Here is a 26,528-nt window from a genome sequence, read left to right on the forward strand (position 1 = left end):
CGTTTTCAGTCACGTAAAAGAAGACGACTTTTATACCGCTTTTATAATATATTACTGCAGCATAAAAGTTTCGTACTCAAGCTCTTCAAATTGTTTTGATAGCCAATAAAGACCAATTACAGATGTAATTATGGTCGAGAGCGCAAAACCGTAACCATAAAACTGTGGCCCTAATGCAATTGAGGCAATCGTAAATACGATATTGATAAACAAAAACAGCCCAGATAAAAATAATACGGTGGCACGCTTATCTAAGTAAAATAAAATATTTAAAATAGACAAAAATATAACCTGTACACCTACCCCCACCACATCAATAAACAGTAATGTTTTATAGTTAGGGTCTATGCCTATAAAGGTCAGTATTTGCTCGCCCCACAGTAATAAGCACGCAACGGTTATACCTTGGATTTTAAATATATCGTAAAGGCCGCCTTGCGCTGTTTGCACCATTTTATCTTTTAGGTAAAAAATTTCTTCAAGCGATGAGCCACCTCTAATGGCGGTATAAAAACGGTCGTATTGTTCTACAAAGTCGGTTTCCATTCTGACTAAAAATACCGCCATTCCTGGAATAATGGTTAAATAGGCTAAAAATATAGGCAAGTCGTAAATAGGGCTTGCTCTTAATGTGCCTATAATTTGAATAGAGGTAGCGGGGGAGTACCAAAAAATAATTTTATCGGCCCACACGCCTATGTTGTAAAAAAGCCCACAAAAAAATAGGTTGTAATACACTTTTTTGTTGTTTAAAAAATCAAAACTAATGAGTTTACCGCCAGGGTAGCGACGAATAATCATAAACAAAAAGCTAAAAAAGAGCAGCGCTTCACCGGCAAAAAAAGCAAAAAACAACCCGTCTATTTGCCAGTCGCGCAGTAAAAATGCCAGTAACACCATAAAGCTGTAACCGCTTAACATGGTTATTAAAATAAGCCGGTACTCCTTCATTCCCGACAAAAATATAGCGCCAAGCCATTGGTTACATAAGCTTACAAACGCCCCTAATATTATTATTTTAGTCACAACAGGTAGCGGTAGTATTGGCCATACAGCTAAGCCAATCAGTAATGCGGCAAGGGTGGTAACAAGCTGCGCGCCAAGTAAATTAGGCAGTACCTGCTCGTCCTTTTTTTGAAAAAACAGATCGGCAACAAAACGCGTTAATAATAGCTGCAGGCCGCCGGTTAATATAAGGGACGCTGCCATCATATACGTAATAAGCGTTAAAAACTGAATAATTAATACTTTTGGCAGCACGACACCTAGGCTTAAAATACCAATTAGCATGAGCGCAATGATAGAAAGCAGCCAAGGGCCTGAGCCTATTAATCCCGCATAACCGTATGCTTCAAAAACAGAGAGTAGGGTGTTTTTTTTGAGAATTTTACGTATCTCAAAACCTATTCCGGCCATGCGATTGTATCCTTGTAAAGTTTATCGTAGCGGGCAAACATATGGCTCTCGTCGTAGTATGTTTTAACACGGTTGAGGCCGTTTTGTTGGTACTGATACCATGTTTGCTCATTTTCCAATAGGGTTATTATTTGCTGTGCGGTTTCGCTGGGTGAGGCAATAGAAACTACTTCGCCAGCTTTACCAAGGGCCCTATCTTCCTCGCTTGCCCCTTCTATTATTTCTCGGCACGAGCCCACGTCACTTGCAAGTACAGGTACGCCTGCTGCCATTGCTTCAAGCAGCACTAATGGTTGAGCTTCAGAAATTGAAGTCAACGCAACAATACCTAGCTTTGGGAGTATTTCGACGATGTTTTTCATGCCGGTAAACGTAATGTTTTTGTCTAAATCTAGGCTGCTTACAAGTAGCTGGCACTCTTTATAATACTGTGGGTCTTCCTCAAAAGGGCCTATGATCCAGCCTTCTATGTCTGGCAGTTCGGCTTGGACCTCTTTAATGGCACGAATAAAGGTTTTAATATCTTTAATTGGCACTACACGGCCAATTAACCCAACCACCATAGGGACCGATTTAGGTCTCGCGTTAAGCGCATCAGCAAAGCGTTTTGTTTTTATACCATTAGGCACTACCGAGGCTTTACTTTCGCTGGCTCCATCTTTAATTTGCCTTTGTCTATTCCCCTCATAAAGCGAGATGATTTTGTCGGCTTGATGATAAGTAGTGCGGCCAATTTGCTCAAAAAAGCTGATCCACATTCGGCGAATAAAGCCCATTTCAGTATTTAGGTTTTTACCTAGGCTTTGTTCAGACTCTTTTATCCAGCTGGCCTGTATTAAATCTATTTTACGCTCTTTAGTGTAAATACCGTGCTCGGTAAGCAAAAATGGCGTGTTGTGTATAACGCTTGCACCTGCACCCAATATGCCAGCATAGCCTGTCGAAATAGAATGAATAAGTTTAACATCGGGGAGTGAACCGGCTATTTCGGCTATTTTAAACAGTGGTTTATACAAATTTCTGTACGACCAAAAAAAGTCGATAAATGACGATTCATCGCAATAGGTTAAATAATAGTTTGCCAGCACCTGCCACGACGACTCGCTGTATAAAAAATCGGCTTCGTTGATGCCGTCTTTTTTAGCTAGATTTTCAAAGGCAAACTTTAAAAGCTCCGTCGGTATTGGGTCTTTACAGTCACGGAAATACCCTTGCAATTGCTGCCAAAAATCAAACAGTTCTTTTTTATATTTAACGCCATGTTTCGCTTTTATTTTTGTACTGTGTTGCGTAACTAAATAATGCACATGCAGCTTAGTTACATTACTCGGTAGCGTGTACTGAATGTCGCCGTAGTGTTCGGGTGCGCCACCAACAAACACTAATTCAAAGTTATAGTGAGGCAGGCCTTCTATAATTTGGTGTACCCAACTTGATACGCCGCCCCGTACATAAGGGTAAGTGCCTTCAAGTAAGAGTAAAATGTCGGCTTTTTTTTCACTCATGCCAATACTCCTGTAAATGGCGTAACTCAGAGCCTTTAGGCTGTAGTGCTAGCTCTTCAAGATAGCGCTGACAGTCTGTGTAATTGTGTAATCCAAAGGCGACTTCGGCTTTATAAGGTAGTACGTGGCGCCTAGCCATGCCTAATTGCGTGGCTAAATTTAAGCTTTGCTGCGCCTCATCTAATTTACCGAGCGCAAGTTGAATTCGCCCTAAAAACACATAGCTTGCTGGCTGAGGGTTAAACTTTATACTTGTTAAGGTTAGTGCTTCTGCTTTTTCTAGTACGTACTTTTTTAGTGCGCCTTGTGCTAAGCCTAAGTAACTAAGCTCCCAATAAAGCTCGGCTTGTTGGCGTTGCAGATTGCTTAATTTAGGTTGTTGCGTGGTATTGGCTATAGCGTGCTGGCATTGGCTTATTTTTTCGTTCAGTTTAGTTTCTTTGCTATCAAGAGTTGAATAGGCAAGTAAGCGAATATCATCTTCTAAGTCTCTTAATGCCAGTTTGAGTATAGGAATAGCTTGGGCATCGCTCATGTGCCGTGCAGCCATTACTGCACTTAGGCGTTTATTTGGCTCACTGGCGTGTTTTAAAATAGCTTTTAGTCCACCCATAGAGTAAATAGGCGTTGCTGAAACACTTCTTGCTTCAAAGGGCAGGGCAGGAACTTTGTGCTCTACAATATCAATGTCGTTGTTTTTAAGCGGTTTACTAAGGGCAAAAGTAATGGCAAATACCACCCCTAAAATACCAAATACAGGCAAGGTAAATAGCAGTAAAAATAACAGCGCTGAGCCACTTTTTAAGGTGGTTTTGTATTTGTTAGGAATAAAAGCATGGCTTACAAAGGTAAAGCACAGGCTAGCAATGCCATGTAATAAAACAATCAACAGCCAGTTAGGCGCATCTAAAATATGCGCAAAAGCAAAGTATTCACATAAACAGCCAATAAAAGCGGCAACGATAATTTTAATCATGGGATGCAACTAACTTAGCGATGTGTTCGCTGCTTATAGGCAATGCCATTTGTTCTTCTATTTTAATTTGCAGTTGCTCAACGGTTTTACCAAAGTGCTCGATACACCAAGTATTAATTCGCGATATAAAGCCACTTTTGTCCAGTTCACTTGCCATTGGCATAAGCAGTAAAAGTGTGTGGTTTTGACTATCGTAAAGATAAATATCTAAACCTCTGCGAGCTTCACTTAAATACTCTAATAATTGGCGCGACTCTTCACTTGTTTGCATTGCTTTGAGTTTAAGCAGCTGCGAGGGAATATTATAGCGTTTAGCTTCTTTATTCGCCCTGCGTAGTTGCCTTACAAAATAAGGGGTTTCTTGTGGGGTCATTACCGGGTTGGTAATTTCATGACGCAGCAAATCGCCAATGTTACCGGCCATAACGGCTAGCAAAGTAAGTGTGGTGTTTTTAAGGGCAAAAAATTGAATGCTTTGTACTAAAATCACCCCGTAAATAGTGTTATTAATATCAACTAATGGGATAGCAATATGGTATTGGCTAAATTTATTTTTAACCTCTTTAACAGAAACCAGTTCGCGCTCTTCAAACATGGCTTTAATAAGGGGGTCTTCCATATTTAGCTCGCCCATAGCACCTATGCTTGCTAATGGTTGCTCTATTATGGTGTTGTTTTCTACTTTATAAAGCGCTGCTTTTTCAAGTGAGCCATATTCAACAAATAAGTTTAAAATGCTATTTGCCGCACTGTCTAAGCGTCTTTGTGTTAGTTGCCCTATAACGGCCCGTACCGCTTGGAGCGATTCGCGCAGGCTAAGAGTATGACCTGCTAACATTTGCTCAATCCGGTCGTGGGATGAGTTTATTAAATGGTATTGGCGGGTAAAGGTTTCTAATCGGTTAGTTACATATTCAAGCTCAATACTTTGCTGCTGATTAGTGCGCTCCCATACATCTCTGAATTCGCCAGCAATCATAATTACAATTAAATAACCAATCATGGCGTTAATATTAAATTCGTTAGGTTGCGCTAATACTTCGCTTTTGCTTAACAGCAATTGCCCGGCTAATAAACATAATATGCTTATAAAGCCTTTTGAAAAACCATAGCGCAAAGCCACTAACAGCGGCCCAAGTACCGGCCACGAAAACCCATTTTCCGTCCAAAAGGGGTCTTCGGCGTTAAATATAACCGGCAGCACAATTGCAAGCGCGGTAAATACAATTACCTCAGCCCAAATTTGTAGCTCAGGGACCTCTCTTGGTCGAAAAAAATGTGTTTTCACTCACTAACCTCAATGTACGAAATTAAATCGGCGATGACATCTTGTGCTGTCGCGGCAATACTGTCGCGACCCCAACCACTTTTTGCGATAGTGCCCGTCCAAAGTGGGGTTGTTTGACCATTAGCCGTTAAGCTAAGTGTAAGTGCGACTACCGGCTCGCCATCTAGGCCCGCTTTATAACGCCATTCTTCTATGCTACCTGATAACACATAGTCTGTTTGCTGTGTGCTTAACCACTGCATGGCGTTATCAAGACGGTATTGATCGTCAAGTGGCGGAAGGTCTTTAGAGTTACTGCGCGGTGCACGTAATAACGTAGGAAGCTTATTTTGTTGCCAAATACTCGCCAGTATATCTTCTGCACGTTCACCGGCTAAGGGGGTTTGCGCATGATTTACCAAAGGCATTAAAGCCACGGTAGTTGATGGACCTAGCTCTACATCATCAGCCACACGGCTGGTGGTACATGCACTGAGCACTAATACCAAACACGGTATGATTAAACGAAACATATTCTCTCCTAACATTAAAAATGTACGTAATAGCCTAATTGTAATTGTGTATCTGAGTTACCCACTTTATTACTACTTTGATAACCCAGCTGTAATTTAAATAAATCATCCCCTAGCACTGACCAGCCCGCACCACTTGTTACTGAAATGTCGAGAGTGTCGTTTAACGTTTGATAACCCGTACTGATGTCGAATAACCACGAGAGGCTTTCGCCTAAATAAGGGGGGGCTAAGTTTGAGTTTGACGAAAGCGAAGTGCCCAGAGCAAAGCGCCTAAAAGGTTGTATATCAATAAGCAGCGGTCGCGCTCTTTGATCTATGCCTAAAGGGGCTAAAGTGCGTTCAAAGTCTTGCCATTGAGCACTAAAATAAGTACTCCAAATAGGGCGGTCTTTTAAAATAGTGTATTGATAGCGGGCGTTATATTCTTGCCCGCTGACAAGCGTTGAGCTATCACTGCGGCGCTTAAATGCCATGGCGGCTGCCGAGAACTGCACGTTTTGACGCCCATCAATAGCGTAATTTATATAAGCCGTGGTTTTATTTAATTTAGCAAAGCTAAGTAAGGTTTCTGATTGGCGGTTTTCAACGTTGTGCTCAAGTTTTACACCTACCTGCGTGCGGGAGTCCCATTGGTAACGCGCATCTAGGCTCAAGCCTTGGCGGCTCATTAAATTGCCCTGATGAGAGTCTACTTTTGCATCAAAGTACCAACGACCCCACGTCATTTTATCTTCTACGGCAAACAGTAACCCGTTGTTATTTAGGTTTTGTTGATTGCTAATGCTAAGTTTCCATTGCCCTTTAGCATACGGAAAATAAACATTTATATCGTACTGGCTGGTATTTAAACCGGCCTCAGGGGATAGGTTAATCTCTAATGCTCTAAAGTAGCTGGTGCGGGCATTACGTAATAAAGACGTTTCGGCTTGTGTTAACTCCTCATACCAACGCTGCATAGTTGCATAAGGCTGCCTTAAATAGAGCAAAGCACTTAGCTCATCTATTTTGCCTAACGTTTGCGTATTTACCAGTGCTTTTACTTTATTAAACTCGCCGTTGCTCATAGCCAATTGTAGCTTTTGCCATGGCTCAAGTTTTTGTGCTGCGCGTCTGGCTAACCACCAGTTGGCGGTTGCGTTGTTTATAGCCTCAGGTGCTATGTCATCTAAGCTGCTAAATTGGCGTAAGTGGGGCAAGGCCATTGCGCCGGCCCATTGGATCATTAAACCTCGGTATGCGTATTTGTCTTTTGGTAAATGGTTTAATAAGTAATGTTTCAGTTCGCTGGCATTAGCGTAGTAGCCTAACTGGTTCATAACATCGGCTAAATTTACTAAAGTGGTTAAATCTCGAGGGTTACTAATGGCTAATTGGCGCAGATAAAAATAAGCACTATTAAAAGCTTTTTGATGAATAGATAAACTCGCCAGTAATTGTGCCCACTCTCGGCTGGGTTCATTGCTTGAGTAGTTAGCTAAAATACGCTTAATCATAATGGTGTCGTGCATTTGCAATGCAAGCCAGCCTTGCGCTAGTACCACATCGGGATTGTATTCACTTAGTTTTGCTGCGCGGTTAAGTGTTGTGTATGCGTAATTTAAGTCACTTTGATTTTGGTACCAGTTTGATAATATTAACCATGCAGGGTAAAGCGCTTTATTATAACGTTGTTTTTCAAGAGCCTGATGAGCACGAGTAACGTGTTCTTCATCGCCAATTTGCGTGCTTAATAAGGTGATTTGGATTAACTGTCTATCAGTGAGTGCTGTTTGTTGCCATAGGTAATTTAATAACCCTTGTGGGTTGTCGGCAAATTTTAGCTGCTGATAATGCAGCATATCACCTACACTCAGTGGGCTAATGTTTTTTAATTGCTCTAAAGCATACAGCTCTTCTTTTTTATCATTTACACGCAAAGCCATATCAACTCGAGCCCCCCAAAACTCATCATCGTTACTATGTGTTTTTTGCTTTAAAATGGCCAAAGCGGTTGTAAAGTCATCGTTTAACCAATGCGCTCTTGCAAGCCAGAGTAAGTCTTCTTCGTTTTTTGGCCCTGCGTAGTGAGGCCACAAAGCTCTCAGGCCAGCTAAATTACCGGTATCGTGTAACACCTTGGCTTTCCAATATTGTGAAAGAGGTGTTTTTCCGTTTATTTGCTCATAGCGCTCAATATGATTAAGCTCTTGTTTTGCGTTACCAATAAATTCGTTGGTTTGCATCCAATTTGCAAATCCGTTGCCTTTAAGCTGTCGGTTTTGCGCTTTATATTCGTAAATGTCGTTGGCATCTTGATATAAGTACAAGGCATTCGCATCATTAATGCTGTCGGTCAGCATAGCTACATCAACGGCTTTATGGGCCATTAACCATTTAAATTCTTTAAGCGCCTGTTTAGGCTTATTTTGCCAGCGCATAATTTTCCAATTTAAAAGCCTCAGCGCTTTATCATTGGGTGTTTTAAGTAATAACTTTGCGATTAATTGTTCAGCTGCGTTTGCATTGCCATTGGCTAAGTTTAAATGCATGGCTTTGGTTAAATATTCGCTGTTATTAGGCTGAGTTTTTAATAATGTTTCTACTGCTTTTAAGGCTTCTTTATTATCACCCGCTAAGCTTGCAAAATATAATGTACGCTCGGTATTAGCGGTATCACCGTATTTTTTCCACCATGTGTAAGCTTGTTTTGGATTGTTAGCACCCAGTGCGGTTTCAATGGCTTTTTGGGCTACATCGGCATTAATGTGGGTTTTATAAATAGCGAGCGCTTTGCCAGGCTCACCTGCGCCTAACCAAAAATCAGCGGCTAATAATGGCTGTGCGTGTTGCTCATAATATTGCGCTACGTTTGCATTGAGCCCCGTGGCTTTAGCTATATTTAATAACTGGTTATCCCAGTGTTTAAATGCCGCAAGTTTAAGTGTTAGTTCTTCAAAACGGTCATCTTTATTTGCGCCGCTATCAACCCACAATGCGTATAAAAGTTTTATTTCTAATTCAGTTTTTGTATCGCTCTTAGGGAGTTTTTCAAGCTCGTTAGTCGCTTGCGAATACTCATTTAAGCCCAGGTGAATGGCTATTTTTTTGGCGCGTAATTTTTCATTGTTAGGGTCGCTACTTAATGCGGCATTTAAGTAGGTTTTTTCAAAGGTATAATCTTGCGATAGCGAGTCATCTTCAAAAAATAAGGTGTGCGGAAACAGCGCGTAAAGTGAAAAACAACTAACCGCTAATATAATTAAAATGGTTTTAACTGATACTAAGTGAGGGCGCTTTTTGTTATTCATTATTGAGCCCTTGTTGCGCAGTTTAAATAGCCATAAAATTCGCCAGCAGGTAATGTAAACTGCGTTGTATTGCCAAAGGTTTTTCCGCTAAAGCGCTTTCCCATATGCGAAATGAATTGACAATTGCGAGCATTTTTAAGCTCAATTTTAGCCTCAATCCACGCTTTAAAGCTGACAGGGCCGTTTACCTGCCAATTACTAAACGCGACATTAGCAGAGAGCAAATAAGGTTGGTTATCTGGCGTTGTATGATCAAAGTTAATTGTGGCTATTTCATCGCCTACGTGAATATAGTTTCCTTGCGCGGTTACCCCTAAAATACCCTGGCTGTTAGTCATATTGGGCACATCAAAAATAGCAGGCAAGCGCAGCGTTTTTATATATTTAGAACTAAATAGCCATTCGCCACGCGTATTTTTAGCAAGCGCAGAAAAATAAAAGTCTTTGGCAATGCGTGCATATTGACTTAAATGCACCGGGGTATTTTCTTTGGCTAATACGTAATCAATATTGTAATGCAGCGCATCAAGCCCTGCTGGCACTTCGCCAGAGTAAAAATGAAAGTAAATTGTGTAAGGCTTTAACCTGTATGGTTTTTCGGTTATTTCAAATGTTTCTACTAAGCGTTTAAAACCATAGTAAGGGCCGTGCCATAAATTGGTGTAAACATTTTCGTTTAAAATGGGCGCGTATATTTGATACAGCAAATCTCGCTCAGGACGGCCAATAGGTGATATATGCGACAAGCTTGGATTGTCGGCATTTACGTCGGTATTTCCTCCATTAACGTTAATTACACCGGCATCGCGCGCAAGTTCGAGGGCTTTTGGGCCTGGGGTTGCATCACCCGACCATAGCATCATCACTGTTTTTTTATTTTTTGGTGCGAGTCGCTCATTAATGTAATTTATTGAGCCCGTTATTTCTTTATTTAAATCGATGGCGTCATAACCGGGTACATCTAAATGAAACCCGTAGTCGGTGTCGTCTTTATTTATTTCTTTTCTACCTGATAAGGCTGTCCAAAAATAGGGATGGCTGTAAGTGTGTGATGCGACTTCGACATAAGGAAGTGCAAAAATTTATTTGGCTATTTTTTCAAGCTTTGGGCTGTCAGCGCCATGCAATCCGTTAGGCTCAATATCGGCTTGGATAATTGAGGAGGTAAGTGGTAGCTTGTATTTTTTTATAACTTCATCGCGCACAACTTCTGCTGCGTAAGGTTTACCTGCAAAGTGTGCAATGCTCGTAAAGCCGTCGCCATCAATATGAAGGGTTAGCATACGCCGACCGCTTAATGTAGTTGTATCTGGGGCTAGTATAGGCGCAAGCCCCATTGCCTTAGTTAACACGGCTTTGGGGTCTACAACCCAGTTACTGCCCTCCATAGGCAGTGTATCTATAAGCCAAGGTGCCGCGATAAGTGCGCCGTACTTAGTTTTACTTCCTTGGGTTAGGGTGGTGCCATCTTCAGCGTGTATTGATATTAATGATTGCGCATTCTCTGCAAGCGTTAATAAATAGGGCTTTACAATAGCGGGCGCAGTGGTTGACTCACCTTTGAGCCAAGATGCCATAGCCGCGAGTTTATAAGGCCCATTTGAAGGCAAATTAAAAGGCTCGACTCCTAAGCTTTCAAGTAACTTATTAGAAGGAGGGAGCTCGCCAAGTACCAGTTGCGGTACCACGCCTAAGTTACTTTCGAGCCACTCAATAACCTGTGCATTATAAAATTGATCGCTCGTCGTCCAAGAGATAATGCCTGCATGGAGACTGGTATCTACTTTAGGTAAAGGCGTGTTAGCCATGTCTATGTAATCAGGTATGTAGCCTAAATACTCAATCATTGTGGCAAGCTTTAAGTGAACTGTGGTGTATATAAGTGGCTTTACATTACTGTTGTATGGAATAAGTATGCGCCTAGGCACAGGCCGTATATTTGATGTCCCCCAAGTTTGAAGGTGCCCATCAGTAACCCAAGGAGCATAACCTTGGGCAATAATTTGTTTAGCCATCGCAAGGCGCTGCTGTGGTTTAGCGTAATCAATTACCTGTACGTTAAAGCCCACTGATTGTGCTTTATGAAGCTTTTCATTTAGCCAAGCTTGATCGTTCTCAGTGGTAAGTTTGTAGCTGTTATCTACTGGATTAAAGTGGCTAAATAGCCCCTCGGCAACTAAATCAGAGGCGTAATCGTTAAGCTGTGGCAGTAGCTCAAACCCTCTGTTTAAAATTAAGTGTTTGTTAAATGTACTCGACAAACCTTTAATTATATTCACAAGCCCCACTTGTTGAGCCGCTTTATCGTAATCGGGTTTTAATAATTGGTAGCTGTCGAGCGTATCTAAAAATAAACCGTTAAAGCCTCGTTGTTGTAATTCACGTGCTTGTTTTTGCAGGTGTTGTTGCCAGTGCTCAGCGGTTAAATCAGCAATATGGCTATTCCAGTGTGGATTTTTTGCTACTGAGGATTCATTTTCAGTAAACGATTCTCCAACACTCAAATAAGCGTATACGCTAATGTTGCGCTCTTTAAGCCAATTAAGTTCGTGTGGAGTGATGCTTTGCGGCTGCACAACAACCCGTGAATAAAAGGTCATTTCAGCCAGCGGCATGGGGGATGAGTAATAAAAGGCTATGCTCTTGTTAGCAGGTTGAGCGCACACGTTTAAACAAATCAACAACGTTAGATATAAGAAGTACTTCATTATTATTTTTAAAAACCACAGCCTAAGTTAACGTTGAACATTGTCCCGCTTTTTGTATAAGTATTTATTATTAGAATTGTGATGATTATATGTTAAATAAAAATGCCTGGCTACCTTAATGTGAGATGAATAGTGGTGGAATTGCTTGAGTGTTAACTAAGTAAAAGGTAATGAAAATGCCTTACTACACAGTGTTTTCGATAAAAAATTGCGACTAATGTCGAGTGATAATGTATATCTAAAGCGCTGTAATCTAATTATAATGCGCCCACCTTGCCAGCCCTTGGCAACCCCCTGCACTATTTATAAATTGATATAAATAGTGACATATTGAATGCTTACTTTATTGCGTTGATTACTGCAAAGCAGACAGTGATAACGTGCATACCCTATTTGTGGAGATTTAATGAGTAACTTAAGCTTGAGAAATAAACTTTTACTACTGGCTATTTTACCGTTGAGCTTGTTATTAATTAGCTTAATGGCCAGCTCGTACTATTTAGAATCACAAAACCAGCAACAAAATTTTGAAACAATTAAATCTAAACTCATTAAAGACAAACACACGCTACTTGCCACTGAAGTGGAAATAGCAAGCAACTTGGTACGCCATCAGTTGGATAACGGATCAACACAAAGTGTTAAAAATGTCCTTAGGGAGCTTACTTTTGGTGACGACGGTTACTTTTTTATTTACGACACACGTGGCGTTAGCGTGTTCCATGCCTTATTAGGAAGTGCTATTGAGGGGCAAAATAAAATAGGGATGACAGACCCAAATGGTAAAAAAATAATTGTTGGATTATTAGAGCAAGCACGTAAAGGTGGCGGGGCATTTAATTACCATTTTCAAAAGCCAAATACCAACGGGTTAGTAGAGAAAATAGGCTATGCCGTAATGATACCAGGTACCGATTGGATGATTGGTACGGGTGCCTATATGGATGATATACAAACAGAGCTTGCAAATTATAAACAAACAATGCAATCACATACTCGCGAAAAAATAACCACCTTGTTATTAATTGCCTTATTTTGGGTTGTGGTTAGCGTAGTGGGCGCACTTTTAGCGTCTAACGCTATGGTTAAACCTATCCAAATAATGGGCCAAAGCTTAGATGATATTGCTAAAGGTGAAGGCGACTTAACAAAACGCCTAGCTATACATACGCACGATGAAATAGGGCAGTTGGGCGAATCGTTTAATGTGTTTGTTAGCAAGCTGCAAAGCATTATAAGTAATGTGGCTGATGTTACTAATGATGTAAAAAATGCCTCAAGCGATATTAATTCGCAAACAAAACTGTTTGAAAATAAACTGCTTAATCATAACCACGAAACAGATTTAGTTGCCACAGCGATTACCGAAATGTCGGCTACTTCTCACGAAGTGGCTAAAAATACCACGCAAGTTGCTGAGTCTACTCATACGGCAACGCTAGAAGTGGCAAAAGCGCAAGAGTGCGTAGATATTTCACTAAGTGAAGTTTCCAACCTTATGGGCGAAATTAACCTAGCTGCTGATGAGGTAAACTCTTTAAGTGAGCAATCTAAAAAAATAGACAGTGTACTTAGTGTAATAGGTGGCATTGCCGAGCAAACTAATTTGCTTGCACTTAACGCCGCCATAGAAGCAGCACGTGCCGGCGAGCAGGGTAGGGGTTTTGCCGTGGTGGCTGATGAAGTAAGGAGCTTAGCGAGTCGTACGCAACTTAGTACCCATGAAATTAGTGAAATGCTAAGTGAATTACATAACTTAGTGGGCGCCGCGGTAAATGCCATGCAGGCGAGCCAAGCAAGTTGTAATCGCTCAGTTGAGTCATCGCGCGATATATCGCAAAGTTTAGGTGCTGTGACTACGTCGGTTACCACGATTAACGACATGAGTACGCAAATTGCAACCGCTGCAACAGAGCAAAGCTCAGTGACAGAAGAGATAAACCGTAATGTGTTTGCCATTCAAGAAATTGTTAATGAACTAACCCAAGCAAGTAAGGCCACCTCTGAGGTTAGCCAGCATTTAGCAGGGCGCGGTGAAAACTTAGGACAGTTAATAGGGCAGTTTAAGGTTTAAAACGTCATTGCATAAACCACTACTAGCCGCAACTTATGTTGCGGCTTTTTATTTTAAATACAAAATGGTTTAGAGGCTGTTTGCTTTTTGAGGTTGAATTTTTAGTAAGGTACTTTTATTTGGTAAAGCTGTGCTTATATTTTAAGGTTGTTGCAGAGGCATAGGCGATAACGCAGTATTAACGCCAAACATGCCAGACCCTAGCTAGAACAAATTTTTATTTTTGAAAGTACGCTAACCCTAGGGAATTTTATTAATTATGTGTAGTCTATTACACGCATTTTGAATAAACAGAGTAACCCTTATATGCAACAAAGTATGCCTTCAGTACAAAACGCCGACCCCGAAACGCTCGTAGCAGAGCAAGACCTAGGCCGGTTGATATCGTTTTTACGTTCAAAAATTGCTACACACATTGATGCCCAACTCGATTGTATGGACTTAACCTCTGCGCAATATATTGTGGTAGTGCTATTAGCGCGTGGCTCAGTAAACACATTAGCCGGACTGAGCGATCATATGGTGTACGATAAAGGGGCGATGAGCCGTTTGTTAAAGCGTTTAGAAGAAAAAGACTTAATTGAAAAAACACAATGTGAGTTTGATAAACGCTCTACACTTTTAAGTTTAAGTGATAAAGGCAAAGCGCTTTATCCGCAAATAATGCCCTTAGTAAATCAAGTGTACGAAAAAGCACTTAGCGGTTTTTCTGAAAATGAAAAACACAGCGTTATGGACTTACTAAACCGAGCAATAAACAACCTAGATACACCTTCTTAAATCTCTAAAAAAGATTATCAACATTTTAGCGATACTGTTTCAATAAAAACTTAGCCTGCTAAGTACTAGATCTAATTGTGCGGCAAATCCAACTTTGCTAATATAGTTGCCTAGGCAATTAAAGTTATCATCTTGTTAGGTTTGTTATGATTGAAAATAAGTTGTTATCACAATTACAGCAGCAGTTTCCTGAACATGTATTTATGCAACAGTATTTAAGTGTTGTTCATAAAGGGCGTTTTGCGAACGCAATTGTATACAGGTACAAAGATGATACGTTTGACTTAATAGTAAAAGACTTTAGCCAAAGCCCGTGGTTTATTCGTAAAACCTTTGCCAAGCTTTCTGTAAATCAAGAATTTAAAGGGTTGAGCCGCTTAGCACAGCTTGATGCAGTTGCTAATCGGTTTAGCCGTTTATCGCCGATAGCGGTGGCGTATGACTACATAGAAGGCACGCCGCTTAGGAGCTTAATACACCAGGGTGAGACGTTGCCTGTTGAATTTTTTATTGAGCTTGAACGCCAAGTTGCAAAAATGCACCGCCTAGGCATTGTGCATTTAGATTTACGTAATATGGGCAATATATTATGTGGTAGCGATGGCAAGCCTTATATCATTGATTTTCAGTCAACCATTAGCTTTTCGCGCTTTGCGCGTTGGTTGCAACGTTTTATGCGCGGCTCTGACATGTCGGGCGTATATAAAGCGTGGGATAAGCTAAGTAGTACACCTTTGCCGCGTGCTAAGCAGCAGTATTTACAGCGTTTTAACCATGTTCGTAAACGCTGGATATTTAAAGGCTACCCAATACAACGTGCATATGCATGGGGTGCTGCAATGGTCACGCAGTTTGTGGACTCTGACCTAATACGTAACTTAACCGATAGATTTTAATTCCCCTTTTTCATTGTGTGACTTTGCCCATAACAGCTTAGCGTTATGGGCTTTTTTTGGTTAAAAATAAGGCCAATAATTTCTTATTTTAATTTTTAAAATAAACAGTAGTATCGCTGGTGTTTTTACCCCTACAATGCGCAAAAATAATGAGCGCAGTTTCAACCATCAAAGCTTAAAGCGTCTTAATAAGTTTAGGTTTTTTCTGCAATTTTTTATTGTTCAAGTAAACTATAAGCAATGTGCATTTTAAAATTTAAGGTTTCAAGATGATTGAGTATCCAGTCGACCAACTACCGCAGCTAATAAACGATTTATTACAATGCGAAACACACACGCAAAAAAGCCAGCTTTTAGCCGATGCACAGCTTAATTTATCTACTGAACACCTATCGCTACTTTTTGAGGCCATCCCAAAAGAACAGCGTCTAGAAATTTGGCAGCTATTAGATAAAGACACGCAGCATGAAATATTTGTCACCCTGAGCGATGACAGCTGCTTATGGTTACTACAAACCTTAGATGATAGCGAGGCATACGCGCTATTAGATGAAGTGAATGTTGAAGAATTACTTGAGCTTGAAGAGGTTATTCCTGAGCGCTTTGTTGATTATGCTAAAAAGCAACTCGATGAAGCACAAACGAAACAATACGATCTTGCTCAGCAGTATCCGCCTGAGCAATTAGGTCACTGGGTTGGTTTCGACTTTCTAAAAATAACTGAAAAAGCAACAATTGCAGGCGTTAAAAAATTACTGCACAAAGGTTTGCCGCAATACAGCGAAGTTGTGTATTTAGTTAGCCGCCAAGGCAGCCTAATAGGTGAACTTGCAGTAAATGATTTAATAAAAGCCGATGAAGGCGATAACCTATTGGCGCTGGCAAACTATGATTTTTCATCATTACATGCAGATGATGATTTATACGAAGCGGCAGAAGTGGTTATTCACAGTGAAAAAATGGCCATGCCGGTGGTTAATACCGATAACAAATTAGTCGGGCGTTTAACCATTAGCTCGGCATACGAACTACGCCAAGAAATTGCCGACGAAGCTGCGGCCAAAGCTGGTGGTTTACGCGAAGACGAAGACCTGTTTGCCAGTGTAAGAAAGAGTGCTAAAAACCGGGGAATTTGGCTGGGTATAAATTTAGCCACTGCGTTTTTAGCATCTTGGTTTATTGGCTTATTTGGCGCAACAATAGAGCAGGTTGTGGCACTGGCGGTACTTATGCCTGTGGTGGCCTCTATGGGCGGAATCGCCGGGAGTCAAACTTTAACGGTAATAGTGCGCGGTTTAGCGCTTGGCCAGGTAACCGACTCTAACCGCAATGCACTTTTAAAAAAGGAGCTACGGGTGGGGGCGGTGAACGGCTTAGTGTGGGCATTAGTGATTGGCGCGCTCACCTTTGTTTGGTTTAGCGACATAATGCTAAGCATTACAATTACCGTTGCTATATTGCTTAACTTAGTTGCTGCGTCGTTAGCTGGGGTTGTTATACCGTCTATTTTAGACAAAATGAAAATAGACCCTGCGCTTTCTGGCTCGGTAATATTAACCACGGTTACCGATATAGTTGGGTTTGTGACCTTTTTAGGGTTAGGCAGTTTATTACTGCTTTAAGCTATAAAACAACAAAGCCGTATTAAGCGGCCTTGTTTTTTATTAAGAAAGGTCGCGTTCTTTAATAGTAACCACCCGCTGCGGAAAGGGTATTTCTATCTCAGCGCTATTAATGGCTTTATAAACGCCTGCGTTAATAGCAAGCTTGGTTTCTATTATTTTGGTTGTAGGCACCCAATAGCGATAACTAATGGTTACGCCGCTATCGGCAAAGCGCTCTATGCCTACTTGAGAAATAGGGTTTTGAGCCACCTGATCATGAGCCTTTAACACTTCTTCAATAAGGCTAACAGCGGTATCAGCGCAGGCAGTATAGGCTATGTCTATTTCTCCTTTAACTAACGAGTAACTAAACGAGTTGTGAATAATTTCACCCACTATGTGCTTGTTAGGAATAGTGATTTCTACTTTTTCTTCATCAATTAAAATGGTGTAACCCAGCTCAATTGTTTTTACTTGGCCGCTGACCCCTTTTACTTCAATGGTATCGCCTACCACAAAAGGGCGCGTGGCAATAATAGCAAGGCCAGCGCCATAGTTTGAAAGCATTCCTTGTAAGGCCAAACCCGCACCTAGAGAGGCAGCACCTATAGCCGCTACAAAGGGGGTAACACTAATGCCTATTTTGCCAAGTGCTATCACTACAACCATCACAATAAGCAATACTTTTACCACGTTACTGACAAAGCTGGTAAGCGTGATATCGATATTGTGACGAGCCATCAATTTAGCGACTAAATTTGAGAGTTTTTTAGCCACCCACAAACCTAGTATAAGAATAAAAACGGCACCCACAATTTGCATGCTGTAGGTAACTAAATACTCAGTGAGCATGGTGTAGTATTTTTCAAATTGTTCTATTTCAGAACTGATCATAGTGGGCTCTTTATATTGCGTAATTATTTTTGCTAACTATAGCAAAGTGTTGACTAAAAAAGGATATAGCACGGGGACTATTATGGCGGTTAATAATGCGCTTAAAGCCATAGCAACCGAGGAAAACGCGCCTATTTTTGGGTGCTCGTCCAGTGCTGCTGCGGTGCCTATAGCATGGCACGCAGTTCCCATTGCGATTCCTTGAGCTTGGTGGTTATTAACACCTATCCACTTAATGAGCATTAACCCAAAGAGCGCACCTAGTAAGCCAATAAATATAACTAATGCAGCGGCAAGAGAGCTAATCCCCCCTAAAGACTCAGTAACTATTAATGAAATAGGCGTAGTTACACTTAATGCAGCTACGGAGGCGCTTAAATTGGCGGGTACATCAAATAAAATACTTAAAATAAAAGCCACCACAGTGGCGTTAATAATACCTAAGCTACAGGTGCTTACTATTAACAGTAGATTTTTTCTTACATGTATAAATTGCTGATACAAAGGTAAGGCCAGTGCCACTATAGCAGGCTCTAATAGCCAACTAAGTAGTTGGCTATGCGTGGAAAAATCAGCATAAGGTAATTTTAAATTAACAAGCACTAAGGCAATAATCGCAATACTTAAAAACACTGGGTTGGTGAGCGACTTTACTATGCTGTGCTGCCAGTGTTTATTAAACGCTCTTAATAGTAAAAACAGCAAAATAGTAGCGGGAGTTGTTAAGTACCATAGCGTAAGGTGCAGCTCAGTCATTGTTATTTTTACCTTTAACATAGCCAACAACGCTGCTTACCAGTAAAAGCGTACTGGCAGGGACGAGCAAAATAACCAAAACCAAATAGGGCCAATGCAGCTTAATAAGTGCAATGTGCTCGATAAATCCTACCCCCGCGGGTATAAAAAATATTGGCATAATATTTAAAATAGGGGAGGCCGAGGGTTTAATATGGTGCTCTTTCACTACACCTAACAGTAATAAACTCAGTAAAATAACCATGCCAAGGAGCGTTGCAGGGAAGCTGCCACCAATTAAGTGCATTATTAATTTAGCACACCCTAAGCACAGTAAAATAATTGCACTGCTAAGCAAGTACTTCATGATAATGGCTCATTAATATAGAAAGAAATTAACGTTAGCAAATACGCACTATTATTAAATGCTAATTTAGTCTTACCAGCGCTTTGAATTTGCATAGCTTATATCTGTTTTCCCTTTTGCTTTGGCAATTGCTTTTTTAGTATTAGGATTAAGTAACAAGCGAATTTGGCTAAACGTTTCTTTAGCTAAAATTTGTCGTTGGTTTGTTGTGTAGCTTTGTTGAGTAACGCGCTTTATCGCTGCCAGTGTATCGGGGGAGCGTTCACGTAATATATTTAACATGCGCTGTGTGGCCTGTTCGGTATTGTCTGTAAGCTCTGTGACTAACCCCAGCTCGTAGGCCGTGTGTGCACTAATAGGATTGGCGTGGCTTGCCAGCCACAGCGCTTGGTCGCGCTTTAATAAACCAGCAAGCACTACATTAGCGCCCATATCGGGGCATAACCCCCAACGCGCTTCCATAATGGCCAGTTTTGCGTGGGTATCAACAATTCTGTAGTCGGCGCCCAACGCTATTTGTAGCCCACCCCCTAAACAATTTCCGTTTATTTGCGCAATCACAGGTACGCTTAACGATTGCCAGCCCAGTACCACTTTTTGCGCTAGGTTTTGATTGCCAGGTAGCCATTTTAGCAACAGCCTACCAATATTTAATGGTGAGGCCATCACTGCAGCCACATCAAGCCCTGAGCAAAAATGCTCACCATCACCTTTTATCACTACGGCGCGAACACTTTTATCTTTTTTTATACGTTTAATAGTGCTGTTTAATTGCATGAACATATCAAAGCTAAGTGCATTTTGTTTTTCTGCGCGGCTTAAAATAACGTTAGCAATGCCTTGTTGTATTTCTAGTTTTATCATTGCGCTCTCCTATTATTATGTGTTTGAGCTTATGATGTACGCCTTACTAAGTAAAGTAACGGTTTGTTTTATAATAAAAAATAAATTGAATTATTTTTAACTTTTTTAGTCAAAGCACTTTGAATCTTATTTAAGCTTAACTGCGCATGAGCTGGTAACAAAAAAGTCATTATTTTTAGCTGTTTTTTCTCAAAACACAGATGAGTTTTGATATTATGTGCGCACTTAAAATGCATTGAGGTTTTACCCATGTCAGGCCCACGTTTATATAGCGAAGAAGAAGTTACCCATCAAGCGTACGATATTTTTTTAGAGCTGGCGCCAAATAATCTTAGCGAACAAGATGTTGAAGACTTTAACGAATACCGAGAAGAACTTGGGTTTATTGAAGAGGGCGAGCCTGATGAGCAATGGCAAAACTTTGTTGCACTTGAAATAGAGCCGGAGTTATTTGTGCAAGTGCTAGTGGGGTTAGAGTTTGAAAACGAAGATGTGTTATTTGCAAAAATTTTAATTAGCCGTGATAAAGACGCGCCGTTTTGTCATATTTTGTGGAAAGAAACAGAGCACGCTGAGTAAGCAGTTTTGTTTGTATGTGCAAGAGAGTTTACCGTGCATAAGTATTTACTATTCGTGTTTTTAATAATGAGCAGCCGGTGTTGGGCTGTTGATCCATTTGAAGACTTTCATGAATATGGACAACTCTCTGATGAAGAAATTCACGAGCTACATAAAGGCGAAATGCTCTATGGCGATACGGAATTTGGCTTGATTTTAAGTAAGGGTAATACTAACTCTACCAGCTTTAAGTTTAGAGGAAATTTATACCAAGACTTCGAAAATTGGCGTAACCAATTTAAATTAGACACCTTGTATAAACGAGATCAAAACGAAGATACAGGGCAAACCGATGTAACGGCAGACCGTATTTTTGTCTCTGCACAGGGTAACTACAAAGTGGGCGTTAAAAACTCTTCATTTTTTATTTACGGTGACTACGAAGAAGATAAATTTAGCGGCCTAGATTACAAAAGTACGGTGGCTACCGGCTATGGTGCCAGAGTTTACCAAGGTGTAAAAAATAAAGTAGATATTGATATTGGCCCAGGTTTATATCGCTCTGTCGCTGATGATGAATCAGAGGTAAGCGAAGAAGATGAAAACAAAACTGGTTATTTAGTACGTATTGCAATGCAGTGGGAGCGTTTGGTATCTAAGCGCACGCGCTTTAATCAAGATGTGAGTATTGAGCAGTCTTTGTCGGGGTTAAATTCGCGTTTGAAGTCAGAAACCGCTTTGATTAGCCAAGTCATAGGTGCGGTATCGTTAAAGTTTGCCTACATGTATCGTTATAATTCAAAACCTGAAGACGATAACCTTAAATACGACTCAGAATTAAGCGCCACGTTGGTGTACAGTTTTTAATAATAAAGAGAGCGTTATGTATCAGCATAAACAATATGCGGTGTTTATATTTTTTGTTTTAGCATGGATAGGCGGCTTTGTAGCCTTAGCCTGGAACTTAATGGGCGCCGATGTGCCATTAATGGTATTTGCCGGTGTATTGGTTTTAGTCGGCTTTTTGTTTCATGGTTTAACCGTAAAAGTTGACGAGCAAACAATTAGTTGGGCTTTTGGCCCTGGCGTTGCGGGGCAACGATTAGCACTTGCGGACATAGTGGAGGCTAAAGCGGTGCAAAACTCTTACCGCCATGGTATTGGTATTCGTATTACGCATGATGGGTGGGTGTATTCTGTATCCGGGTTTAGTGCGCTACAGTTAACCTTAAAAGACGGTACTAAGTACCGAGTGGGAACAAACGATCAGCAAGGCTTATTACGTGCGCTTGAGGGTAAAATAACACCCAGTGAAACCCCTTTAGAGGAACCGGCGCCAATAAAAACCGCAACCTACAACAATATGTTATAAAAAAAGCGCCTTAGGCGCTTTTTTTATAAGCGGCGGTATGATTAGTGATCGTGACCACAACCGCCTTCACCGTGCACGTGGCCGTGCGCAAGCTCTTCTTCGGTTGCTTCGCGCACCTCTAAAATTTCTACATCAAAATTAAGGGTAATACCCGAAAGCGGGTGGTTGCCATCAACTATAACGTCTTCATCTTGAATCTCGATAATCATCACAGATTGATCACCATCATCAGTAGACGCTCTAAATTGCATACCCACTTCAATCTCCATGCCATCAAACATCGACTTAGGCACCGCTTGCATTAGGTTATCGTGACGTTCGCCGTAGCCTTCTTCAGGTTCTACTTTTACATTTAATGTATCACCGGCTTGCTTGCCTTGGAGTGCATTTTCAAGCCCTGGGATTAAGTAGCCTGTGCCAATAATAAAAACCAGTGGCTCGCCATCAAAAGAGTTATCAATGGTATTGCCATCGTTATCCAGTACTGAATAATGCATTTTTACTACTGTGTTTGGTGCAACGATCATAGTCATTCCTATTTATTCATCTTCAAGAGAGTAAGGTAGAGGCAGAATGCTTAGCTCTACCTGAGGGGTGTGCTTTGCACGAAGTACGTGTGTACTTGGTGTATCGTTTGGCAGCACAACAAGGCCAAATAAGGTTTGGCTATTTTCGTTATAGCTTTGGGCAATTAGTTTACCAGCGCGGCGCCAGTTTTCGCCCACTTGGGTTTCAAGCTCAGGCTCTTCAAGTAGGCCATCGCTTTTACCTGTAACAATATACATAGCGCGTTTGTTTTTACCTAGGTACTTCATACGGGCAACCGTTTCTTGGCCGGTGTAACAGCCTTTTTTAAAACTAATGCCGTTAATCGCTTGAAGGTTTACCATTTGTGGTACGTATTCGCCAATGGCGTCACTATTTAATTGTGGCTCGCCCGCTTTTATAGCGGCTTCTTGCCATAGTGCGCAGTTATCTAATGTAGAGACATCATCTGGCATACTAAATTGGCTATCAACCATTAGTAAAACGCGATTTGGCGCTAACTTAAGGGCTTTACCACTTGGGAAATCACAGGCCGTTTGGTCATCAGAAAACCGAATATCAAGTTTTTCTAGTACTGGGGTTAAATCGTCACTGATCAACCCGATTAATCTGTTCGTAGAAACATCAATATCTACTTTGGCAAACACAGCGTATTTTTTTAGCTCACTGAGCGACTTCTCTACCTCAGGCTGTGAACCTGCTAAGTAGTAGCTATCTTGGTGAGAAAATAATTTAAACACACCCCACAACTTGCCTTTGGCACTGCAGTGACCAGCCCATAAATAATTGCTGTTAGATAGTTTATTGAGATCTTGAGTGATTTGTCCGTGAAGATAAGACAATTTATCTGCACCGGTTAGGCTAATAAGTTGGTGAGATAACGGACATGCATAAACGCTCGACATAAAAACCTTCTGTGCAATACAAATGAGTAGACATAATAACGCAGTTATAACCTAGGGTACAGCAACGAAGGCGGGCAGTTTTTTATTATTTGAACACAGATTAATAGCTGCTAATTAGGCGGGTATTTGTTAAACTCGGGACAATTAAGTATGAGGTTTAAAATGACTGAAATTCATAGTAAAGCACGTATACGCTGGGCTTGTCGCCGCGGCATGTTAGAGTTAGATGTTTTGTTTATGCCATTTGTAGAGCAGGCGTATGATTCGTTAAATGCACAGCAACAGGCTGTATTTCAGCGTTTGCTAACCCAAGAAGACCCTGATTTATTTGCATGGTTTATGGGCCATGAAGAGTGTAAAGATGCTGAGCTTAATACCATGGTATCGCTAATTTTAGACCGAGTTCGTGTATAGGTTTACGGTAGTAAATAATAAAGCAGAACAGCGGCCAGTGGTGCTGTTTTTCTGCTTATTAAGTGTGGTATTAGGGCTTTATTTAAGCTCTTTTTTTAGCATTGTTGTTTGTATAATTGTAAATGCAATTGCGCTTTGCTGGCTATGGCAAAAAATAGTGGCTATTCACCCTGAAAGTGGCGTTATTATTTTAGAGCCTAAGCAAATACGCTTTGAAAATGAAAATTTAAAAGTTCAGGGGCAAATAACCCCTAAAACAAAAATATTAAATACTACTGTTTGGTTACACATTAAAGGTTTTAATAAACGCCAATGGCTTATTATTTCAGCTAATGGCGTAAATAAGCAAAGCTACGCACGTTTAAAGCGCGCAGCATTGATTGCCATTAATGGCGAGGTGGAATCAAAATAGTAGGTGTTGGGTTTTCATTTTGCTCAGGGTAGTCAATCGTATAGTGAAGGCCGCGGCTTTCTTTACGCTGCATTGCACTTCTAATTATCAGTTCGGCTACTTGCACTAAATTACGAAGCTCCAATAAGTTATTACTTACTCTAAAGTTTGCGTAATAATCATGTATTTCTTGTTGTAATAACTCAACACGGTGCAGTGCTCGCTCTAGGCGTTTAGTTGAGCGCACAATGCCTACATAATCCCACATAAATAACCGCAGTTCGTGCCAGTTATGGGTAATAACAATTTCTTCATCAGAATTACTTACTCGGCTTTCATCCCAGCTTGGCAGCGCAAGTGGTGCTGGCGCATGCTCAAGTTTACTTAAAATATCTTTAGCGGCAGCGTGAGCAAATACAATGCACTCTAATAATGAATTGCTCGCCATACGGTTAGCGCCGTGCAAACCTGTGTAGGCGACTTCGCCTACAGCGTATAAGTTATCTAAATCGGTTTTACCGTTAAAGTCGCTCATTACACCGCCACACGTATAATGCGCGGCAGGAACAACCGGGATGGCTTCTTTGGTTATATCAAGCCCTACACTTAAACACTTTGCGTAAATAGTAGGGAAGTGCTCAATGATAAAGTCTTTATCTTTGTGGCTAATATCTAGGTATACACAATTTGCACCTAAACGCTTCATTTCAAAGTCGATAGCACGGGCTACTATGTCGCGCGGTGCCAGCTCTTCTCTATCGTCAAAGTCTTTCATAAAGCGAGTGCCGTCGGGGCGCTTTAAATACGCTCCTTCACCGCGCATAGCTTCGGTAATTAAGAAGTTTTGTAGCTCTGGATGATAAAGGCTTGTGGGGTGAAACTGGTTAAATTCCATATTGGCTACCCTACAGCCTGCACGCCACGCCATGGCAATACCGTCACCGCTAGATACATCAGGGTTTGAAGTGTACAAATACACCTTGCTTGCCCCCCCTGTTGCGAGCGCTACAAATTTAGCGGAAATAGTTTCTACTTTTTTTGCTTTTTTATTCCACACGTACATGCCATGAATATGCGAGCCCGGCTTACCTAAGCTTTTATCACTAATCAAATCGATGGCGTTATATTGCTCGAGCAAGGTAATGTTTTTATGCGCTTTAACTTGGCTAATTAACGTGGTTTGTACGGCCTTACCAGTGGCATCGGCTGCATGTAAAATACGGCGATGGCTGTGTCCGCCTTCACGGGTTAAATGAAAGCGCTCTTTTCCTTTGCTATCAAACTCCATATCAAAAGGAACGCCTTGCTCAATGAGCCATTGTAAACACTGATGCGCATTACTTGCCGTATAATGCACAGCTTCTCGGTCACATAAACCACCGCCGGCATCAAGGGTATCTTCAACATGTGATTCTATGCTGTCGTTTTTTTTATCAAATACTGCGGCAATCCCGCCTTGTGCATACAGTGTAGAGCCTTCGGTGAGGGCACCTTTACTGATCACAGTAACATTACAGTAGTTAGCTAAAGACAATGCAAGAGATAAGCCCGCCGCGCCGCTACCGATAATAGCGACATCAGCAATATGATGTTTATTTTGGTTCATGTCAGAGGTACTTTGCGGTTACAATGCTCAAATTAGAGCAATATTTGTTTTTAATAGTGTAGTTGTATCATATTTGTCATATTACTACGTAGTGATTTTAATGGCTTAGCGCCGTTATTTACGACTATTTTATAAAAAAATAATATTAAGCAGAACTTTTTATTCATAAAGAGGTCAGAGTATTTGTGAACAATGGCGACACTATGAATAACCAGCAAGAATCAAACAGAGGAGTACCGGCTCGAATGAGCGAGCAGGAATTAGATTTAGCGCTTGTAAAAAGGGTCCAGCAAGGAGATAAAAATGCCTTCAACCTATTAGTAAAGAAGTATCAGAACAAAATTGCAGGGTTAATTTCACGTTATGTGTCTAACCAAGGCGATATTGCAGATGTAGCACAAGAGGCATTTATTAAGGCCTACCGTGCACTTCCAAACTTTAGAGGTGATAGTGCCTTTTATACGTGGTTATACCGTATTGCCGTTAATTGTGCTAAAAATTATTTAGTAGCTCAGGGCCGTAAACCGCCAGCAAACGATATAGACGCTGAAGATGCCGAGTTTTATGACGGTGCGGATTCGATGCGTTCAAACGCATCGCCTGAAAACTTACTGTTAAGCGACGAAGTACGCGCTGTTATTTTTAATACGATTGATAGTTTGCCTGAAGACCTTAAAACCGCGATTACCCTAAGAGAAATCGAAGGGATGAGCTATGAAGAAATAGCCGTGGTAATGGATTGCCCTGTTGGGACAGTACGTTCGCGTATTTTTAGAGCCCGAGAAGCAATAGATAATAAATTAAACCCATTAATAGGCGAGTCTTAG

The 26,528-nt window shown here is 41.0% G+C and carries 25 protein-coding genes; 10 read left to right on the plus strand and 15 right to left on the minus strand.

Features of this window, described 5'->3' with window-relative positions:
- Positions 1 to 51 precede the first annotated feature (51 nt).
- The 8 genes from pelG to B2R65_RS07835 all read right to left on the minus strand — a co-directional run bounded on the left by pelG (position 52) and on the right by B2R65_RS07835 (position 11,587).
- Positions 52 to 1,416, minus strand: coding sequence for an exopolysaccharide Pel transporter PelG (pelG, locus tag B2R65_RS07800; protein WP_286741812.1), 1,365 nt, complete (start codon positions 1,414 to 1,416; stop codon positions 52 to 54).
- Positions 1,404 to 2,921 carry a GT4 family glycosyltransferase PelF gene (pelF, locus tag B2R65_RS07805; RefSeq protein WP_286741813.1) on the minus strand — a complete coding sequence of 506 codons (1,518 nt, stop codon included), beginning with the start codon at positions 2,919 to 2,921 and terminating at the stop codon, positions 1,404 to 1,406. Before pelF ends, pelG begins: the two co-directional genes overlap by 13 nt.
- Positions 2,914 to 3,897: a tetratricopeptide repeat protein gene (locus tag B2R65_RS07810; RefSeq protein ID WP_286741814.1), complete on the minus strand. Its 984-nt coding sequence runs from the start codon at positions 3,895 to 3,897 to the stop codon at positions 2,914 to 2,916. Before B2R65_RS07810 ends, pelF begins: the two co-directional genes overlap by 8 nt.
- Positions 3,890 to 5,185 carry a PelD GGDEF domain-containing protein gene (locus tag B2R65_RS07815; RefSeq protein ID WP_256845369.1) on the minus strand — a complete coding sequence of 432 codons (1,296 nt, stop codon included), beginning with the start codon at positions 5,183 to 5,185 and terminating at the stop codon, positions 3,890 to 3,892. The genes B2R65_RS07810 and B2R65_RS07815 overlap by 8 nt, the downstream gene beginning before the upstream one ends.
- Positions 5,182 to 5,697 (minus strand): protein PelC, encoded by a 516-nt coding sequence (locus B2R65_RS07820; RefSeq protein WP_286741815.1) that lies wholly within the window; start codon positions 5,695 to 5,697, stop codon positions 5,182 to 5,184. The genes B2R65_RS07815 and B2R65_RS07820 overlap by 4 nt, the downstream gene beginning before the upstream one ends.
- Positions 5,698 to 5,711: 14 nt before the next feature.
- Positions 5,712 to 8,987: a tetratricopeptide repeat protein gene (locus B2R65_RS07825; RefSeq protein ID WP_286741816.1), complete on the minus strand. Its 3,276-nt coding sequence runs from the start codon at positions 8,985 to 8,987 to the stop codon at positions 5,712 to 5,714.
- Positions 8,987 to 9,850, minus strand: a complete 864-nt coding sequence (locus B2R65_RS07830; protein ID WP_286741817.1) for a polysaccharide deacetylase family protein — start codon at positions 9,848 to 9,850, stop codon at positions 8,987 to 8,989. The genes B2R65_RS07825 and B2R65_RS07830 overlap by 1 nt, the downstream gene beginning before the upstream one ends.
- A gap of 219 nt (positions 9,851 to 10,069) precedes the next feature.
- Positions 10,070 to 11,587, minus strand: coding sequence for an endo alpha-1,4 polygalactosaminidase (locus tag B2R65_RS07835; protein WP_286741818.1), 1,518 nt, complete (start codon positions 11,585 to 11,587; stop codon positions 10,070 to 10,072).
- Between the two features lie 514 nt (positions 11,588 to 12,101).
- On the opposite strand from B2R65_RS07835, the gene B2R65_RS07840 reads away from it, so the two are divergent.
- From B2R65_RS07840 to B2R65_RS07855, 4 genes are all read left to right on the plus strand, one after another.
- A complete protein-coding gene (locus tag B2R65_RS07840) occupies positions 12,102 to 13,769 on the plus strand; it encodes a methyl-accepting chemotaxis protein (protein ID WP_286741819.1) in 1,668 nt (555 codons plus the stop codon).
- A 306-nt stretch (positions 13,770 to 14,075) separates the two neighbouring features.
- On the plus strand, positions 14,076 to 14,549 hold the full coding sequence (locus B2R65_RS07845) for a MarR family winged helix-turn-helix transcriptional regulator (protein ID WP_052026274.1): 474 nt from the start codon (positions 14,076 to 14,078) through the stop codon (positions 14,547 to 14,549).
- A 146-nt stretch (positions 14,550 to 14,695) separates the two neighbouring features.
- Positions 14,696 to 15,445: a serine/threonine-protein kinase gene (locus B2R65_RS07850; RefSeq protein ID WP_024033091.1), complete on the plus strand. Its 750-nt coding sequence runs from the start codon at positions 14,696 to 14,698 to the stop codon at positions 15,443 to 15,445.
- 269 nt (positions 15,446 to 15,714) lie between these two features.
- Entirely contained in the window at positions 15,715 to 17,067 is a 1,353-nt protein-coding gene (locus B2R65_RS07855; RefSeq protein ID WP_024033089.1) for a magnesium transporter, read from the plus strand.
- A 42-nt stretch (positions 17,068 to 17,109) separates the two neighbouring features.
- On the opposite strand, the gene B2R65_RS07860 is transcribed toward B2R65_RS07855, so the two are convergent.
- The 4 genes from B2R65_RS07860 to B2R65_RS07875 all read right to left on the minus strand — a co-directional run bounded on the left by B2R65_RS07860 (position 17,110) and on the right by B2R65_RS07875 (position 19,909).
- A complete protein-coding gene (locus B2R65_RS07860; protein WP_004586209.1) occupies positions 17,110 to 17,943 on the minus strand; it encodes a mechanosensitive ion channel family protein in 834 nt (277 codons plus the stop codon).
- 36 nt (positions 17,944 to 17,979) lie between these two features.
- Positions 17,980 to 18,699 (minus strand): LrgB family protein, encoded by a 720-nt coding sequence (locus B2R65_RS07865; RefSeq protein ID WP_286741820.1) that lies wholly within the window; start codon positions 18,697 to 18,699, stop codon positions 17,980 to 17,982.
- Positions 18,692 to 19,045 (minus strand): CidA/LrgA family protein, encoded by a 354-nt coding sequence (locus B2R65_RS07870; RefSeq protein WP_286741821.1) that lies wholly within the window; start codon positions 19,043 to 19,045, stop codon positions 18,692 to 18,694. Before B2R65_RS07870 ends, B2R65_RS07865 begins: the two co-directional genes overlap by 8 nt.
- A gap of 72 nt (positions 19,046 to 19,117) precedes the next feature.
- Entirely contained in the window at positions 19,118 to 19,909 is a 792-nt protein-coding gene (locus tag B2R65_RS07875) for a crotonase/enoyl-CoA hydratase family protein (RefSeq protein ID WP_286741822.1), read from the minus strand.
- A gap of 249 nt (positions 19,910 to 20,158) precedes the next feature.
- Here B2R65_RS07875 and B2R65_RS07880 point away from each other — a divergent pair, with 249 nt between their 5' ends.
- The 3 genes from B2R65_RS07880 to B2R65_RS07890 all read left to right on the plus strand — a co-directional run bounded on the left by B2R65_RS07880 (position 20,159) and on the right by B2R65_RS07890 (position 21,839).
- A complete protein-coding gene (locus B2R65_RS07880) occupies positions 20,159 to 20,488 on the plus strand; it encodes an HI1450 family dsDNA-mimic protein (protein WP_029771932.1) in 330 nt (109 codons plus the stop codon).
- A gap of 66 nt (positions 20,489 to 20,554) precedes the next feature.
- Positions 20,555 to 21,334 (plus strand): DUF481 domain-containing protein, encoded by a 780-nt coding sequence (locus B2R65_RS07885; protein ID WP_276537847.1) that lies wholly within the window; start codon positions 20,555 to 20,557, stop codon positions 21,332 to 21,334.
- 16 nt (positions 21,335 to 21,350) lie between these two features.
- A complete protein-coding gene (locus tag B2R65_RS07890; protein ID WP_004586216.1) occupies positions 21,351 to 21,839 on the plus strand; it encodes a hypothetical protein in 489 nt (162 codons plus the stop codon).
- 41 nt (positions 21,840 to 21,880) lie between these two features.
- On the opposite strand, the gene B2R65_RS07895 is transcribed toward B2R65_RS07890, so the two are convergent.
- Together B2R65_RS07895 and ygfZ are read right to left on the minus strand one after the other, a co-directional pair.
- Positions 21,881 to 22,366: an FKBP-type peptidyl-prolyl cis-trans isomerase gene (locus B2R65_RS07895; protein ID WP_004586217.1), complete on the minus strand. Its 486-nt coding sequence runs from the start codon at positions 22,364 to 22,366 to the stop codon at positions 21,881 to 21,883.
- Positions 22,367 to 22,378: 12 nt separating this feature from the next.
- The gene (gene ygfZ / locus B2R65_RS07900; protein ID WP_004586218.1) at positions 22,379 to 23,290 is read right to left on the minus strand and encodes a CAF17-like 4Fe-4S cluster assembly/insertion protein YgfZ; all 912 of its coding nucleotides are present in this window, start codon (positions 23,288 to 23,290) and stop codon (positions 22,379 to 22,381) included.
- A 162-nt stretch (positions 23,291 to 23,452) separates the two neighbouring features.
- Between ygfZ and B2R65_RS07905 the strand changes: the two genes are divergently transcribed.
- Both B2R65_RS07905 and B2R65_RS07910 read left to right on the plus strand, forming a co-directional pair.
- Positions 23,453 to 23,704 carry an FAD assembly factor SdhE gene (locus B2R65_RS07905; RefSeq protein WP_004586219.1) on the plus strand — a complete coding sequence of 84 codons (252 nt, stop codon included), beginning with the start codon at positions 23,453 to 23,455 and terminating at the stop codon, positions 23,702 to 23,704.
- Complete coding sequence (locus B2R65_RS07910; protein ID WP_286741823.1) at positions 23,697 to 24,116, plus strand: hypothetical protein; 420 nt, start codon at positions 23,697 to 23,699, stop codon at positions 24,114 to 24,116. The genes B2R65_RS07905 and B2R65_RS07910 overlap by 8 nt, the downstream gene beginning before the upstream one ends.
- Here B2R65_RS07910 and nadB read toward each other — a convergent pair.
- The gene (gene nadB / locus B2R65_RS07915) at positions 24,091 to 25,701 is read right to left on the minus strand and encodes an L-aspartate oxidase (RefSeq protein ID WP_024033085.1); all 1,611 of its coding nucleotides are present in this window, start codon (positions 25,699 to 25,701) and stop codon (positions 24,091 to 24,093) included. The two genes, B2R65_RS07910 and nadB, sit on opposite strands and share 26 nt — an antisense overlap.
- Positions 25,702 to 25,946: 245 nt before the next feature.
- On the opposite strand from nadB, the gene rpoE reads away from it, so the two are divergent.
- Positions 25,947 to 26,528 (plus strand): RNA polymerase sigma factor RpoE, encoded by a 582-nt coding sequence (gene rpoE / locus B2R65_RS07920; RefSeq protein WP_004586222.1) that lies wholly within the window; start codon positions 25,947 to 25,949, stop codon positions 26,526 to 26,528.

This window comes from Pseudoalteromonas sp. UBA2102, from assembly GCF_002331165.1.
GTDB classification, from domain to species: Bacteria; Pseudomonadota; Gammaproteobacteria; order Enterobacterales; family Alteromonadaceae; genus Pseudoalteromonas; species Pseudoalteromonas atlantica.